The sequence below is a fragment of the Shewanella sp. SP2S2-6 genome (assembly GCF_031931965.1).
GTDB classification, from domain to species: Bacteria; Pseudomonadota; Gammaproteobacteria; order Enterobacterales; family Shewanellaceae; genus Shewanella; species Shewanella baltica.
The window spans coordinates 15639-28516 of the sequence record NZ_JAUOEQ010000049.1; the positions used below are offsets into that span (position 1 = coordinate 15639).

Genomic DNA, 12878 nt, shown 5'->3' on the forward strand with positions numbered 1-12878 from the left:
TGCAAGCCCAAAAAGCTCAGGCACAATATCTCTTGTTGGCAGGGGCTCCTGCCAAATTAACCCTAAATTGGAGAAATAACATGAGCAATAAAACACCAATGACCCCTCAAGCAGCCGCTCGTATTCAAAGCTCAACTGCAAATCAAAACGGGGGCACTGTAACTAAGGGCAGTTTTGCCGCAAAAGCACAGAGTGCTGCAGCAAAGAACTCTGGTAATGGCAAGAAGGGAGGCAAGTAATTATGTCTAAACATGATGACGATAACCGTTCACAGCAACTAAACCCTGAGCATGATGCCTACTGGCAGAGCCGTGGTGAAGACGAACGTCCTGAAGACTGGCAAGTGCAACTTGATGATGAATAGAGAGTAGTCATTTCTGACAGGGCAGCTTTTTTATTTTGGCCGCCCTTTGTCAAAACGAATTGAAGTCTATTTCAGCCAATATTCGAAGACATATTTTCTATGATATTCCAAATATTGGGCATGTTTATCAGTAATCCCTACAATTTTATTGGTTGGTGTATATACACCTAAGTAGGCAAGATCTGATAAGGGGAGTGTATCTGATACTTGCATTTCACCAGTAGATGAAAATGTAATTAGTCCTGCATCAAAAACGGTGTCCAAACCTGGTATTAGCAACAAGCCATTGTAAAAATCTAATCGTTCTTGGTTGTTTGATTTAGCCCAAGGTTTAATGTGTGATGCTTTTAACAAGATTGTATTTTTACACCCTGAGACAGCACAGCCTTTCCAATAATCAACAAGCTGCTTTCTGAAATGTCCTTGGCCTACGCGACTTTTAATAATTGTCTCAATTTCTGTTGATTTATTCAGCATTAAAAACTCAGATAAATCATCAATAATATCGCTAGGTTGGCTTGGGTTCGTTATTGCTTCACATAATGTGCTAAAGGCTTCTTCAGATAAAGGAACTTTAAATTCGGCATCGGAAAATATTGACTCTAACGACGTTTTGACCTTAGTCGCCTCCTTCCTTAGCTCAGTTTCTTCTAGAGGATATTTTATATCCCAGTTAGTAACATTTGTTTTGTCGAAATGGGCTATTCTGGATACAGATACAAAAGCTACCTCGTTCTCATTAACAATAAGCGCTTTATCCAACTTTTCATCACCCTCCAGCCACATGACGCAAAAATATGGAGCTCCATATTTATCACGCTGTTTATCAATATGGGAGGAATAACCATTCAGCATGGTACTAGCACCTTTATCCTCAAACAGTGCGTTTTGTATGCTACCAAAGCCACTACAACCTCGCCATGCAGCCCTTTCACTGCAGACAAAATATTTAACTGTATACTCTTCTGTCGTAAAAAAGCGCTTTACCCATGATACGTTCATAGAATCCCTTTCAGTAAATTTAATCTCCAATTACACTTCTATTCAAACTTACTTTCTCATATCAATCAACACAACTTTCACAGTAGTAATCAAAGCAAGGCTTACTTACAAATCAATGCCTTTGTGCAATATGGTCAAAAGATTGAACTAGTAATATTTTGGATAATCTCCGCCCTCACAATAACAAGACAAGGCTCAGATATTATTGTAGAAGCTGGTTAATACAGCACAATATTGGAGATAAAATATGAGTAACAAAAAACACCAATGACCCCACAAGCAGCCGCTTGTATTCCAAGCTCAATTGCAAATCACTGTAGCTAAGGGCGGTTTTGCCGCAAACTTTCAGAGTGCTGCAGCAAAAAACTCAGGTAATGGCAAACAGGGAGGTAAGTAATTATGTCTAAACATGATGACGATGGCCGTTCACGGCAACTAAACCCAGAGCTTGATGCCTACTGCCAGATCCGTGGTGAAGATGACTGTCCCGAAAACTGGCAGGAACAGCTTGAAGACTAAATGTAGTTAATTTTTCACTGATAATTCAAAGTCAGTACGCAGAAAACCTTAAGCTTTTTGCGCACCTTTAGTTGTAATAATCTGCTTGTAGTGTTCAAAATACCTTGGATATTCAGTTAACACTTCATCTATTATCGCAATGACTCTCTCATCTTTCGCTTGCTCAACGAATCTTGCAACTAAGGTATCAATCCCATTGGCAATCCGAAGGTAATCTAGAACTAGATTTACGTCTACTTCACCACCACCTAGCTCACGTACAAAGTTGGATGCAAATTGCCGAAGCTTATGAGCTGATGGCATATTCATTCCATTACGCCAATCCTTGAGCTGTCTATATTGTTTATCAGCTAATGTCTCCATCGATTGACCTGACTCTTCAATATCAATGTAGGAAGCTAATGCACGCCAACCCGAATCTAGCTCCTTCTTAGCTAAAATAGTGCGTAGTTCATTCAGCATAGCGCCAAAACAACTACATCTTTGATCCGCAATCGCAATCGAAAAGGTATGTATAGCGGAAGAAAATAGGCTGCGATGTTGCTCGCTTACATCTTTTGCTCCACAGCGCATATAGTAAAGTGAAATGCCTACTTCAAAATGTGCAATCGCTGAAAAATAGAAATCAAAAACAAGGTGAAAAACCGCTTTTAAAACGGCAGTGCCTTCTAGTTCATTTGTTAAGATAGGATCATCAGGAGAGGCTGCATAAAGGGAGTAACACGCTAACTGCTCGGCTGGTACTAAGCTGCATTTTTGCCAAGTGGTAAGTAGTGCTTGCCAAACCTCATTTGAGTCATTTTTGTCTATTACTCCCTTCCTAACTAGATGCTTTATGCCCTTTACCATTTTATAGTCAGCTTCAGCTCTCATACTAATAAAATCAAATAAGGAAATTAGCTCACTATCATTACTGGCTAGGCTAAAACCGTTAGATGCTGAGTACCAAAGACCTGCATTTGAACCAACACGCATAGCACGATAGGTTTTCAGCATGGTGGGCATATGAATCAATCTTTTCATTGGTATCGGTAGTTTCTTCATCCAATGAGATAATTTATTCATTGTTGGCATACCAACGCCGCTTCTTGCTATTTCTGCCAGAGAGCTTCTGCTTACATTTAAAGGTTGAGCATAATGCTCTTCGAGAGCAGGAATCATTTTCACAATATTGTCAGGTAAACCTAGTAGCCGACAAACATCTGCAGGTGAGGGTAAAAAAATACTCTCAAAATTCATCGTTTTAAAAATAAATTTACCGTCACCATTAGGCTTCACTTATATTCACCTTTAGCAATTCTCGCGCCATACAACGTAAGTAATACTCAGGATATTGATTTAACACTTCCTTCAACATCAGATTTAAATCAGATTTAAAATCTTTAAGATGGACGAAAGGAGCTGTTATCTCAGTACATATTTTATCTAACGCCAAGGCTATCTGTGCATACGATAAAAGTACAACCAAGAAATCAAGGTCTTCTTTTTTTGTGCCCACTAAATTGACAAGAAACTGTTTTAGCTTATCGTTGGAAATGGCTCCTTCGCCTTTGCGCCATTTTTTTAAACGGGAATATCGCTTGTCTTGAAGACTATCGCCTGAAACCGCAGTCATATCTTCTTCAATATCAATAAAGCTAGCGAACTGCCGCCACCCAACTTCTCCAAGTTTAATACTATAAAGCCTCTTTAATTCATGCAGTAAACCATCAAAACAGTTTTTAGCGTCACCTTGGGTATAAAACAAAATGCTTTTTGTTAACAAACCATTAGATTTTAGAGCTGCATCCACATTTGTCGTTTCCAATAAAATATTACCAACTTCATAATGTGCGATAGCAGCTAGATAAAAGTCCATCTTCAGTGTAGAAAAGCATCTAAAGACTGATAGTTCAGTCTCTTTATCTTTTTTGGGGTGCTGCTCGTGTTGCAGTAAAAAATGACTGAACATTTCCCATGTTTTATTTTCAACCTCTGAATACTCAAACCAAAAATGTGATTGAAGACGCAACTTATCAGCCAACGTCATCGATTCAATACATCTTTTATCAACTTGCTCTTTGATACGTGTAATGCACTCAACATCGTCTTTACAGCGTTGAGTCAAAAAGAATAGCAATGGCTTAAATCCATGAAAATATTCAGAGATATTTGCCTGTTTCATATCCTCAGAATTATTGATTAGCGAATACCATCCGATAGCATTAGAGTTCACTTGTAGGCTTGGTTCGATGCATTGCTCTGTGAAAATAGAGTCCGCTGTAAAACAATGACTAAGCAACTCCTGTGTCCACGAGTGCATTTTTCTTACTGAAGGCAACCCAACACCCGAAGTGAATAGCTTATGTCGACTACTGGATTTTATATCAAGCGGTAAGTTTAAGTCTTGTTCGGCAACTTCAATGCCAAATAGTATTGGGTTCGCTATACCAAATAATTTCATCACCTCATTCGGAGGCGGTAAAAAAAGGTTACTCAAATGACCTTTAGAAAATACGAAGGACTGGCCTGTTTTATATTCAGACTCGATCTGCTTGAATGATTCTTCGAGCACTAAAGCTAACGATTGTTGTTGTGAAGCGTCCTTGCCCATGGTTATCCTATTTTCAGTTAATCTTTAATAAAGACTGAGCTTATCCATAACATTTTTCAAACTGTATAGTGATAGATGATCACTTGTAGGTTTTCATCATCAATTATCCATGGATTTTTGATCGGTTGCACACCACCTGATGGCAGTAAATCATAAATTATTATCGAATGAAGCACATACAAAATAGAGATATCACAATGTGCTTTTGTATGCTCGACTTCACTTCGAGTAACAATAACTTTATCGCCTTTACTTTGTGTTCGTTTAACCTCAACGAAGTAAGTCATGCCTAATTTTTTAAATTCTAAATCGAAACTATATTTTTTGAAACGATCGGCAATGAATTCATAATCTTGAGACTTAAAGTATTCAACAGCTTTCTCCATCGAGTAATCTTCTATCGCCTTTCGTTGCTCGGCTGACAGGTTGAATCCTTGCCCGTCATTGCCACCTGCTTTGATGATAACGCACGCCATGACGACGAAGGCTAAAGGGGATTAAGTTCATGAAGTTACTTGCACAGTTTCAATCCTTCCTGAAGGATTGGGTTGATGTTCACACGGGTTACTCCACCCATTTCATCCTGCACTTGTTGAATAGTTTTGTTTTCCTGCTTTGCTATAGACTGCTGGTATTCCAACATCGAACTATCAACTTTCCATATAGGGGAAATATCGACATACCCCTTACTTATAGCAATACCGTTAACTGCATATTCTATATCATTGGCAATGAAAAATACCGCCTGCTCATAGCAAGCGATCTCTCCACTCTCAACTGTAAACGGCCAACTTTTACCATAACTGTATTGTTGAATTTCTTTAGCAGTTGCAGCTAAGCTCAGCGCTAAAATTGAGAAGGCTAGAATTGTTTTACACATGGTTACATCCATGATATCAGAGTGTTATGCCATCAATCTTACTTTATTAATCAGTCCATACATAGAATCAAATGTCTATGGACAGTATAGTTTGATAGGTTCCATTAAAGTTTGTCACTTTTATCTCAGCCAGTTCACGTGACCGAGGTTATGTGGATAGATTATTGCTAACACGCCTTTATTCAAAAATGAGTTTTTTATTTTTGACTTTATAGAAATTTAGTTAGCACGGATTGCGATATCAATGTCTTTGGGGTGGCAGAGCAGTGCCTCTAACATAACCGCTTCAGTTTGAAGCCAAAAATCAATTTCAAATAGGCTAATTAGCAAAGGCATTCTGCCATGATAGGCTTTGCACTTTTCTATGGGCTCAGTCGTTAATGTAACTAGCTGGGTAAACTCTGCGTTTGGATAGCATATTCCGGCCATGTAAAGAGGCTCTCCTTTATCATGACTAAACAGATATTTCTGTTTTTGTTTTTTACCTTCCTCGCGCCATTCATACCAACCAGAGCAGGGCACAACGCAGCGGTGGCTCGTAAATGCGGAAGCAAACGTTTTCTTTTCTCGCACGGTTTCAGCCTGTGCATTGATCAATAACTTTTTCGACCAAGCAGGCTTTATTCCCCAGCTACAATCTAGCAGCTGAAGCTGGCTATCGGCCATTATAATCACCGAAACTTGTTCGGTAGGGCGCAAATCAAGGTTAGTTTGCGGATTAAATGGCACACCCAGTTGAAGGGATACCGTATTAGCGAGAAAACTATCAATGCTTATGCGTCCGCACATTAGGCCAATTCCTCAATATTTTTATCTTTATACAATAGACTAAGTGAAAAAAATCAGTATATGTACTGCCCAAGTCTAGCCTGCACCTATCACGAATTAAGCTGCCATGAACTGTCTATTCCTTGTCTGTTGTAAAGCTAATGTCTTTGTTTATGCGGGGATTACAGCAGAGTAAATGTAGCCAATTGGGTATTGGCGATGATAAACATTAGAACAAGCCCAATGAAAAGTGGGTTATCTTGATTGATTTTGCATTTATGACCCGCTGTTACTACATTTCAACGTAGCTAAACAGGTTGTCTATTTGCAAAGGAAGGCAGAACCATGATCTTCAGACCAGTGCGGGTGTTTGTCACAACATTACTTTTAACCGCTTTTAGCTTCTTAATCTTGTTTCTGGTGCAGTTGTCGGAACTTACCTGTGTTGATGATTTATCTGAACTAAATGATATCGTTGCAAAGAGAGACCAGATGGGTGACACCACCGCGGTGAATTTTGACGTGGGGTTTGATAAAGAAAAGAACCAATGGTGTTACATCGAAACATCACAATAATTCTTGCCAGTTACCTAACAACGCCTATAATTACTGTATATAAAAACAGTGGTGTTGACTATGCGTATTATCCCCATCTATGCCAGTGCCGGTATTACTGGCTTCGAAAGCCCTGCCGCTGAATATAGTCAGCTGGGTCTCAGCCTTGATGAGCTGTTAGTTGTGCATCCCAGCGCGACATTTATTGGTGTCGCAAAAGGTGACTCAATGCAGGGCGTGGGCATTTTTTATGGCGATTTACTGATTGTTGACCGCCAGGAAACCGCGCGTCATGGTGATGTGATTGTTGCCAATTTCAACGGTGAATTTGTATGTAAAATCCTCGATAAAACGCATCGCATGCTGCTGTCGTCGAATGAACAGCACCAACCTCAGCCTATTCACGACTACGATAACTTTACCATTGAAGGTGTTGTTATTCGTTCTGTTCGTTGCCATCGCCAAAGTCCATTATTAGCGGACATCTGATGTTTGCCTTGGTAGACGCCAACAGTTTCTATTGCAGCGCAGAGCAGGTATTTAGACCTGATTGGCGTGGTAAGCCAATGATTGTGTTGAGCAACAATGATGGCTGCATCGTAGCGGCAAACAAGCAAGCGAAAGAACGGGGTGTGCCTAAGTTTGCGCCATACTTTCAGGTCAAAGACCTGTGCACGAAATTAGGTGTCATTGTTTGTTCAAGTAACTATGAGCTCTATGCCGATTTATCCGCAAAGATGATGAATATCATTGGCCGATTTGCACCAGAGCAGCATGTCTATTCCATTGATGAAAGCTTTCTCTCCTTTAAAAATTGTTACCCCGCCATTAAGTGCTTACAGGCCCAAGGCCAGTTGATTCGAAAAGCGGTTTGGAAAGAGACACGTTTACCGGTTTGTGTCGGTATAGGCTCAACACTCACACTGGCTAAAGCGGCCAATCACGCGGCAAAGAAATTACCTGGTTATCACGGTGTGTGCGTTATCGATAATGAACAAGACCGGATTTCAATTTTACAATCAATGAGTGTGAATGATGTCTGGGGCATTGGGCGCAGGATAAGCAAAAAACTTGAATTGATGAACGTCAAGACCGCCTATGACTTAGCCAAAATCCCTGCAGGTTTAGTGCGAAGGCAATTTAGTATTGAAATAGAACGCACTGTACGTGAACTTAATGGGCAAGCGTGCAAAGTGTGGGACGAGGTGAGGGCGGATAAGAAGCAAATATTCTCAACTCGTAGTGTGGGCGAGCGTATTACTGAGTATGAGGATTTACTGCAAGCCTTAAGTAAACATGTGGCGATTGTCGCAGCGAAAGCGCGCAAGCAAGGTTCAAGCTGTAAAACAATGTTGTTGTTTGCCAGCAATTCTCCCTACGATGAACGCCCAACAGGCTTTAAGACCTTAGTGCACTTTGCTTGTGCCACCGATTGCAGCATTGAACTCACTCAAGGTATGACACAAGCAGCATCTCAACTTTTCCGCGCAGGCGTTCGTTATTATAAAGTCGGTGTAGGCCTGATTGATTTGGTCAGCACCCAGCATGGCCAGTTAGATTTATTCAATGCCTCAAAAGCCAAACCAGCGTTAATGAAGACCCTCGATGGCATCAATCAACGTTATGGCACAGACACCTTATTCATTGCCGCCCAGGGTATCGAGCAAAAATGGGCCATGCGCCGCGATCTACTCACACCGCAATACACGACTAAGTGGAATTGTTTGCCCGAAATAAAGTGTTGAATAGAAGGACTAACACGTTTATGCCCCATTATCAGCTAGTACAAAGATTCACTCTCAACCCACACATTTCGTTTGCCCTACCCAAAGTTATCCGAAATTACGTGCGATTTTTCAAAATGCTTTCGTACCGCTTCGGCATAACTCATTATGACTATAGTTCATGATCAATATCATCTACTCAGTACACTTTAACTCGGAAATTTAAACAAATTGTTTATGGGCAAGTCTACATTCTGTTTAACTACTGATTGACAGATCCTCTTCTTGTCTACATTATGTGTATATGCTATTAAACAAAGTGTCAGTTAAATGTTAGATTTAGAGATCGATGTTATTAATGAACATATAGTTATTGAGTTATTAGCCTCTACGGTGCGTCTGGTTGGCAGTCTTGCTCCAAAGAATATGGAGGTTGTCCTACATGATTTACGCACTCCAGAACGATCAATTATTGAGATTACCAATTCAACTGTTTCAGGGAGAAAAAAAGGCCAGTCAGTGCTCTCTGGCGGGCGGCAAGACAAAGCATTTGAACACGTTATGGCATTGAGTTCTGAAAGCGTGTCCTTTGTGCTTGATTATGAGACTTATGACAGTTTGGGTAAGCCGTTACGAAGTAGCTCTGCTATCTACCGAAATCAGCAGGGGAAGCCATATGCTGCTTTGTGTATAAATGTGGACTATGCACAACTCAATAGTGCCATTGAAATGATTCAGCAACTCACCGGTATTCATTTCAATGAACAGCAGAAATACTCGGACAATTTAGGCAACGAAAACAATGTTTTGATCCAGGAGCCGACTGCCGAAAATATTGATATTCTCATGCAAGAAATCATTGACCTTGCTATTCAACAAAATCCGGGAACGAATCGGATCGCAGTAAAAAAGGCAAACCTGAGTGCGGTTCAGAGAATGCTGGAGCGTGGGATCTTTATCATCAAAGGTGGTGTTGAAAAAGCGGCGAAAGCTTTAGGCGTCTCCCGTTATACGATCTATAACTATCTCGACGAATTAAAAGTTAAATAATGAAATATTATCCAACAACAATGCCATTTCCTTTTTCTAAAGCGGTTGAAGTGAATGGTCTTTTATTCCTTTCTGGCCAAGTATCGATGAGTCAAGAGGGAGAGCCTATCTATGGCACGATTGAAGAGCAAATTGCCGTCATTTTCCAAAGGATTGCTGCAACATTAGAAGAATGTGGCTCTTCTATGAATAACATAGTCAAAGTCTCGGTATGGTTATCAGATATGAAACATTTCAGCTCATTTAACGCCGCGTATAGCAAGCACTTTGAAAGTGAGCTTCCCGCTCGAACAACAACCGTTAGCCCATTGGCATTTGGACTTGATGTAGAGATTGAAGTGTTAGCCATGGTCAAATAACAAGAGAAGAAGAAATGACATTAAGTATAGTGACACCGTTAATTGAATCTCTGCCTTTAAGTGACTCAAAAAAAACCAAAATATGGTTAAAGATGGAAGCGTCTCAACCATCCGGCTCATTTAAAATTCGAGGTATTGGTTACGCTTGTGAGTGGCATGCTAAAAATGGCGCTCAGCGATTCATTTCATCGTCCGGTGGTAATGCAGGTTTAGCGGTAGCCTATGCAGGCCGTAAACTGAATATCCCGGTCATTGTTATCGTTCCTCAGACGACATCTGACCGCGCCAAGTTTTTACTGGAATTAGAAGGAGCCGAAGTTGTCACGAAAGGTAATACATGGGTAGAAGCCAATCAATATGCAATTTCCCTCTGTACAAAAGACGATGCGTTTATTCATCCTTTTGATGATCCGTTGCTCTGGCATGGTCACGCCTCAATGATTGATGAGGTGGTTTCTCATGGTGTCATTCCTGATGCCGTTGTTCTGTCCGTCGGTGGCGGAGGCTTACTGGCAGGTGTGGATGAAGGGCTGCGCCGCAACAACTTAGCAAATACCCCGATTTTTGTCGCTGAAACCGAAGGAATGGCCTCTTATAAAGCTTCTCTGGATGCCGGCAAACACATTGAACTGGAAGAAGTATCAGGAATTGCAACATCTCTGGGAGCGAAGAAAGTGTGTTCTAGGGCACTCGATATTGCGCAGGAACGAAAAGTCACAGCCGTTACCGTCACGGACACGGAAGCCGTTGAAGCCTGTTTGAAATTTTTAGACGACCATCGGGTTTTAGTTGAACCAGCATGTGGTGCAGCATTAGCCCTTCTTTACGGAAATAAATTACCGACGAGCCTTTATAAGAATGTACTCGTGATTGTTTGTGGGGGCAGTACCACAACCATCAATACATTGCAGGACTTTAACGGTTAAAACTACTAGAGTAATTGAAATGACACAGCAAGCCTATCTTTATACAGATGATCTTGAATGGCGTTCAGACGTTATAAGTTGTATTGAGCAGCAAGATAAGACATACCATGTCATTTTATCATCGACTATTTTCCATCCTCGCGGAGGAGGTCAGAGTGCAGACCAAGGGAGTATCGGCGAGGCGAAGATGCTTTCTGCCTTCCAGGAAAATGACAAGGTTGTACACGTCACAGACCGCAGGGTATTAACCGGAGAAACTCATTTGTGCGTTGACCGCCATATGAGAAGCCTTAATTCCCGGTATCATTCTGCTGGTCATTTGATTGCTGTTGTCGGCGAGAAGTATGGTTGGGTAGGTATTAAAGGTAACCATGTACCGAATGAAGCTAGAGTGGTTCTGGAACCAACAGAAAACTCAGTGGAATTCACCGCCGAACAATTACAAGCTGATGTTTTAGATTTGATTTCTATGGACTTAGATAGAATTCAGCAAGACAGTAATGGATTGAAATATGTGAGTTGGGGGGCGTTACCTTTGACTACTTGTGGAGGAACTCATGTTGTATCTACATCAGAGGTTGGGTGTGTCACTGTTTTGAAAGTAAAAAAGAAAAAAGGTCGCATATCAATTAGTTACTCTGTTGGGTCGGAGTGAGTATGTGGGGTACTATATGTTCATTCATTGAGCGTTACATTCCCGTTACATTCTGGGGGCTATCAGTGTCCTCAAAGAAAGGTAATCAATATGAAATGGATGTTAGGGACTACAATTAATAACTTTTGCAGGCGTAAGGTGAATAGTAAATAAGTGAGTTTTCCATACTTATAGTTATTCATTATTTACTAATTTAGCGAGGCGTGTAGCTCATTTGTGTCCCAAAGTAGATTTTAGCCTTAAAACGTTTTGCCTCGAAGCTGTTAAACCAAGCCCTTTAAATGGGCATCTATAAAACAGATAGGAAGCGTTGAAGTGAATCATTTGTATAGAGTTGTTCCTAAAGAAGATTGGGTTGAGGCTGAGCGTTGCGGGCGTGTCCCTCGATGCCAAGCAGATAAACGGCGGGGTAGAGTTCATCTGAACGAATTGAAGGATGTGGAGCTTGTCGCGAACCGATGGTTTTCTGTTGAGGAAGAGCCTGTCGTTCTTGAGATTGATGTTTCTGGAATGGCGAAATATCTGAGATGGGAGGAGAGGACTGAGGAGCCTTTGGGTACCTGGCCAAATCTATATGTTGAGGGCGTACCTGTTGAGAATGTGGTTCGAGTTTTTGCGTTAGACGCAGGGCCAGATGACGAAGGTGCTGTCTCGTTTCGGATAGGAAAAACTCTGTCTGAGGAGTCTGTATTCTAACTAAGCATTGGAGCGCACTCTCTGCGCGACGCTAAAATTCGCAACGCTCGGTATTTTTAGTTCAGGTCGAGCCTTGTGTTTACAGAGCAATAGTTTTAGGTTGAATGGTTATGTTGCCACTACTTAACACGTCGTTTTTAAAGGTAAAAATGAACTTTGTTTATGAATTCCTATATGTACTGTCATTATCAAAACGCACTCAGTTAGCCCTGATTTTTGGTGTCGTTTTTCATTTTGTAATATTATTGATTGGCAAATACTACATCGCTGAAATTGAGTTCCAAGGAGTAATGAAGCCATTAGAAGATGCCATTGTTGGGAAGTTATTACATAGGTACGATAAGGTAGCGTTATTCGTTTTGGTTTCGTTCTGGATCTTGGCTTTTAAATGTTACCGTAAAGACCGCAAAAGACTATATAACTTATAGTGATATTGTAGCCGAGACTTGTGAACTTACTGAACGTCCCCTATGTATTTACCGGTTGAACTCGCTTTAGGGTAGAGGCATTTTTTGACTGCAATGATGTTTTGCCGTTGAGCATAAAACAGACATCACCGCGAACTCTACCTAGCCAAAGCCAGCCATGGCGCTTGACCACTACAAATTCCATTATTGAGGATGTATGGAAAAGGAAGGTATTCTCTTGTTCCGACCGCATAATGACTTAGTTCAATCGGGTAGCGAAGGCCTCTAGCCTCGAGCCACCACACCTGAGTGATTTTATGAACAATATTGTTGGTGTTGGCAAATTACTGATGACCATTCCCGTAGGAAATATTCTAGGG

16 protein-coding genes and 1 pseudogene are annotated in these 12878 nt (G+C 41.0%); 10 read left to right on the forward strand and 7 right to left on the reverse strand.

Features of this window, described 5'->3' with window-relative positions; translation table 11 throughout:
- Positions 1-80: 80 nt before the first annotated feature.
- On the forward strand, positions 81-239 hold the full coding sequence (locus Q4Q57_RS20585; RefSeq protein WP_311891892.1) for a hypothetical protein: 159 nt from the start codon (positions 81-83) through the stop codon (positions 237-239).
- 2 nt (positions 240-241) lie between these two features.
- Positions 242-364: a hypothetical protein gene (locus tag Q4Q57_RS20590; RefSeq protein ID WP_311891893.1), complete on the forward strand. Its 123-nt coding sequence runs from the start codon at positions 242-244 to the stop codon at positions 362-364.
- A 66-nt stretch (positions 365-430) separates the two neighbouring features.
- Here Q4Q57_RS20590 and Q4Q57_RS20595 read toward each other — a convergent pair whose 3' ends face one another.
- From Q4Q57_RS20595 to Q4Q57_RS20620, 6 genes are all read right to left on the reverse strand, one after another.
- A complete protein-coding gene (locus tag Q4Q57_RS20595) occupies positions 431-1366 on the reverse strand; it encodes an HNH endonuclease (RefSeq protein WP_311891894.1) in 936 nt (311 codons plus the stop codon).
- Between the two features lie 567 nt (positions 1367-1933).
- On the reverse strand, positions 1934-3163 hold the full coding sequence (locus Q4Q57_RS20600) for a hypothetical protein (protein ID WP_311891895.1): 1230 nt from the start codon (positions 3161-3163) through the stop codon (positions 1934-1936).
- Positions 3153-4478: a hypothetical protein gene (locus Q4Q57_RS20605; RefSeq protein ID WP_311891896.1), complete on the reverse strand. Its 1326-nt coding sequence runs from the start codon at positions 4476-4478 to the stop codon at positions 3153-3155. The genes Q4Q57_RS20600 and Q4Q57_RS20605 overlap by 11 nt, the downstream gene beginning before the upstream one ends.
- A 56-nt stretch (positions 4479-4534) precedes the next feature.
- Entirely contained in the window at positions 4535-4954 is a 420-nt protein-coding gene (locus tag Q4Q57_RS20610) for a protein NO VEIN domain-containing protein (RefSeq protein WP_311891897.1), read from the reverse strand.
- A 35-nt stretch (positions 4955-4989) separates the two neighbouring features.
- Positions 4990-5358, reverse strand: a complete 369-nt coding sequence (locus Q4Q57_RS20615; RefSeq protein WP_311891898.1) for a DUF2511 domain-containing protein — start codon at positions 5356-5358, stop codon at positions 4990-4992.
- Between the two features lie 219 nt (positions 5359-5577).
- Entirely contained in the window at positions 5578-6147 is a 570-nt protein-coding gene (locus tag Q4Q57_RS20620) for an SOS response-associated peptidase family protein (protein ID WP_311891899.1), read from the reverse strand.
- 324 nt (positions 6148-6471) lie between these two features.
- Between Q4Q57_RS20620 and Q4Q57_RS20625 the strand changes: the two genes are divergently transcribed.
- The 8 genes from Q4Q57_RS20625 to Q4Q57_RS20660 all read left to right on the forward strand — a co-directional run bounded on the left by Q4Q57_RS20625 (position 6472) and on the right by Q4Q57_RS20660 (position 12091).
- Positions 6472-6702, forward strand: a complete 231-nt coding sequence (locus Q4Q57_RS20625) for a hypothetical protein (RefSeq protein WP_283629211.1) — start codon at positions 6472-6474, stop codon at positions 6700-6702.
- 60 nt (positions 6703-6762) lie between these two features.
- The gene (locus tag Q4Q57_RS20630; RefSeq protein WP_283629213.1) at positions 6763-7170 is read left to right on the forward strand and encodes a S24 family peptidase; all 408 of its coding nucleotides are present in this window, start codon (positions 6763-6765) and stop codon (positions 7168-7170) included.
- On the forward strand, positions 7170-8426 hold the full coding sequence (locus tag Q4Q57_RS20635; RefSeq protein ID WP_311891900.1) for a Y-family DNA polymerase: 1257 nt from the start codon (positions 7170-7172) through the stop codon (positions 8424-8426). The genes Q4Q57_RS20630 and Q4Q57_RS20635 overlap by 1 nt, the downstream gene beginning before the upstream one ends.
- Positions 8427-8735: 309 nt before the next feature.
- Positions 8736-9455, forward strand: coding sequence for a PAS domain-containing protein (locus tag Q4Q57_RS20640; RefSeq protein WP_311891901.1), 720 nt, complete (start codon positions 8736-8738; stop codon positions 9453-9455).
- A complete protein-coding gene (locus Q4Q57_RS20645; RefSeq protein ID WP_311891902.1) occupies positions 9455-9814 on the forward strand; it encodes a RidA family protein in 360 nt (119 codons plus the stop codon). Before Q4Q57_RS20640 ends, Q4Q57_RS20645 begins: the two co-directional genes overlap by 1 nt.
- A 14-nt stretch (positions 9815-9828) precedes the next feature.
- Complete coding sequence (locus tag Q4Q57_RS20650; RefSeq protein WP_311891903.1) at positions 9829-10740, forward strand: pyridoxal-phosphate dependent enzyme; 912 nt, start codon at positions 9829-9831, stop codon at positions 10738-10740.
- Between the two features lie 19 nt (positions 10741-10759).
- The gene (locus Q4Q57_RS20655; protein ID WP_311891904.1) at positions 10760-11395 is read left to right on the forward strand and encodes a hypothetical protein; all 636 of its coding nucleotides are present in this window, start codon (positions 10760-10762) and stop codon (positions 11393-11395) included.
- A 315-nt stretch (positions 11396-11710) separates the two neighbouring features.
- Complete coding sequence (locus tag Q4Q57_RS20660) at positions 11711-12091, forward strand: DUF952 domain-containing protein (protein ID WP_107404506.1); 381 nt, start codon at positions 11711-11713, stop codon at positions 12089-12091.
- A gap of 394 nt (positions 12092-12485) precedes the next feature.
- On the opposite strand, the pseudogene Q4Q57_RS20665 reads toward Q4Q57_RS20660, so the two are convergent.
- Positions 12486-12697 (reverse strand): annotated as a pseudogene (locus Q4Q57_RS20665) (IS4 family transposase); the annotation flags it as partial.
- Positions 12698-12878: the final 181 nt, after the last annotated feature.

What these genes read in the sequence shown, in the direction of transcription:
- Q4Q57_RS20585 (WP_311891892.1), top strand. Translation starts at nt 81, where the DNA reads ATGAGCAATAAAACACCAATGACCCCTCAAGCAGCCGCTCGTATTCAA.
- Q4Q57_RS20590 (WP_311891893.1), top strand. Translation starts at nt 242, where the DNA reads ATGTCTAAACATGATGACGATAACCGTTCACAGCAACTAAACCCTGAG.
- Q4Q57_RS20595 (WP_311891894.1), bottom strand. Translation starts at nt 1,366, where the DNA reads ATGAACGTATCATGGGTAAAGCGCTTTTTTACGACAGAAGAGTATACA.
- Q4Q57_RS20605 (WP_311891896.1), bottom strand. Translation starts at nt 4,478, where the DNA reads ATGGGCAAGGACGCTTCACAACAACAATCGTTAGCTTTAGTGCTCGAA.
- Q4Q57_RS20610 (WP_311891897.1), bottom strand. Translation starts at nt 4,954, where the DNA reads ATGGCGTGCGTTATCATCAAAGCAGGTGGCAATGACGGGCAAGGATTC.
- Q4Q57_RS20615 (WP_311891898.1), bottom strand. Translation starts at nt 5,358, where the DNA reads ATGTGTAAAACAATTCTAGCCTTCTCAATTTTAGCGCTGAGCTTAGCT.
- Q4Q57_RS20620 (WP_311891899.1), bottom strand. Translation starts at nt 6,147, where the DNA reads ATGTGCGGACGCATAAGCATTGATAGTTTTCTCGCTAATACGGTATCC.
- Q4Q57_RS20625 (WP_283629211.1), top strand. Translation starts at nt 6,472, where the DNA reads ATGATCTTCAGACCAGTGCGGGTGTTTGTCACAACATTACTTTTAACC.
- Q4Q57_RS20630 (WP_283629213.1), top strand. Translation starts at nt 6,763, where the DNA reads ATGCGTATTATCCCCATCTATGCCAGTGCCGGTATTACTGGCTTCGAA.
- Q4Q57_RS20635 (WP_311891900.1), top strand. Translation starts at nt 7,170, where the DNA reads ATGTTTGCCTTGGTAGACGCCAACAGTTTCTATTGCAGCGCAGAGCAG.
- Q4Q57_RS20640 (WP_311891901.1), top strand. Translation starts at nt 8,736, where the DNA reads ATGTTAGATTTAGAGATCGATGTTATTAATGAACATATAGTTATTGAG.
- Q4Q57_RS20645 (WP_311891902.1), top strand. Translation starts at nt 9,455, where the DNA reads ATGAAATATTATCCAACAACAATGCCATTTCCTTTTTCTAAAGCGGTT.
- Q4Q57_RS20650 (WP_311891903.1), top strand. Translation starts at nt 9,829, where the DNA reads ATGACATTAAGTATAGTGACACCGTTAATTGAATCTCTGCCTTTAAGT.
- Q4Q57_RS20655 (WP_311891904.1), top strand. Translation starts at nt 10,760, where the DNA reads ATGACACAGCAAGCCTATCTTTATACAGATGATCTTGAATGGCGTTCA.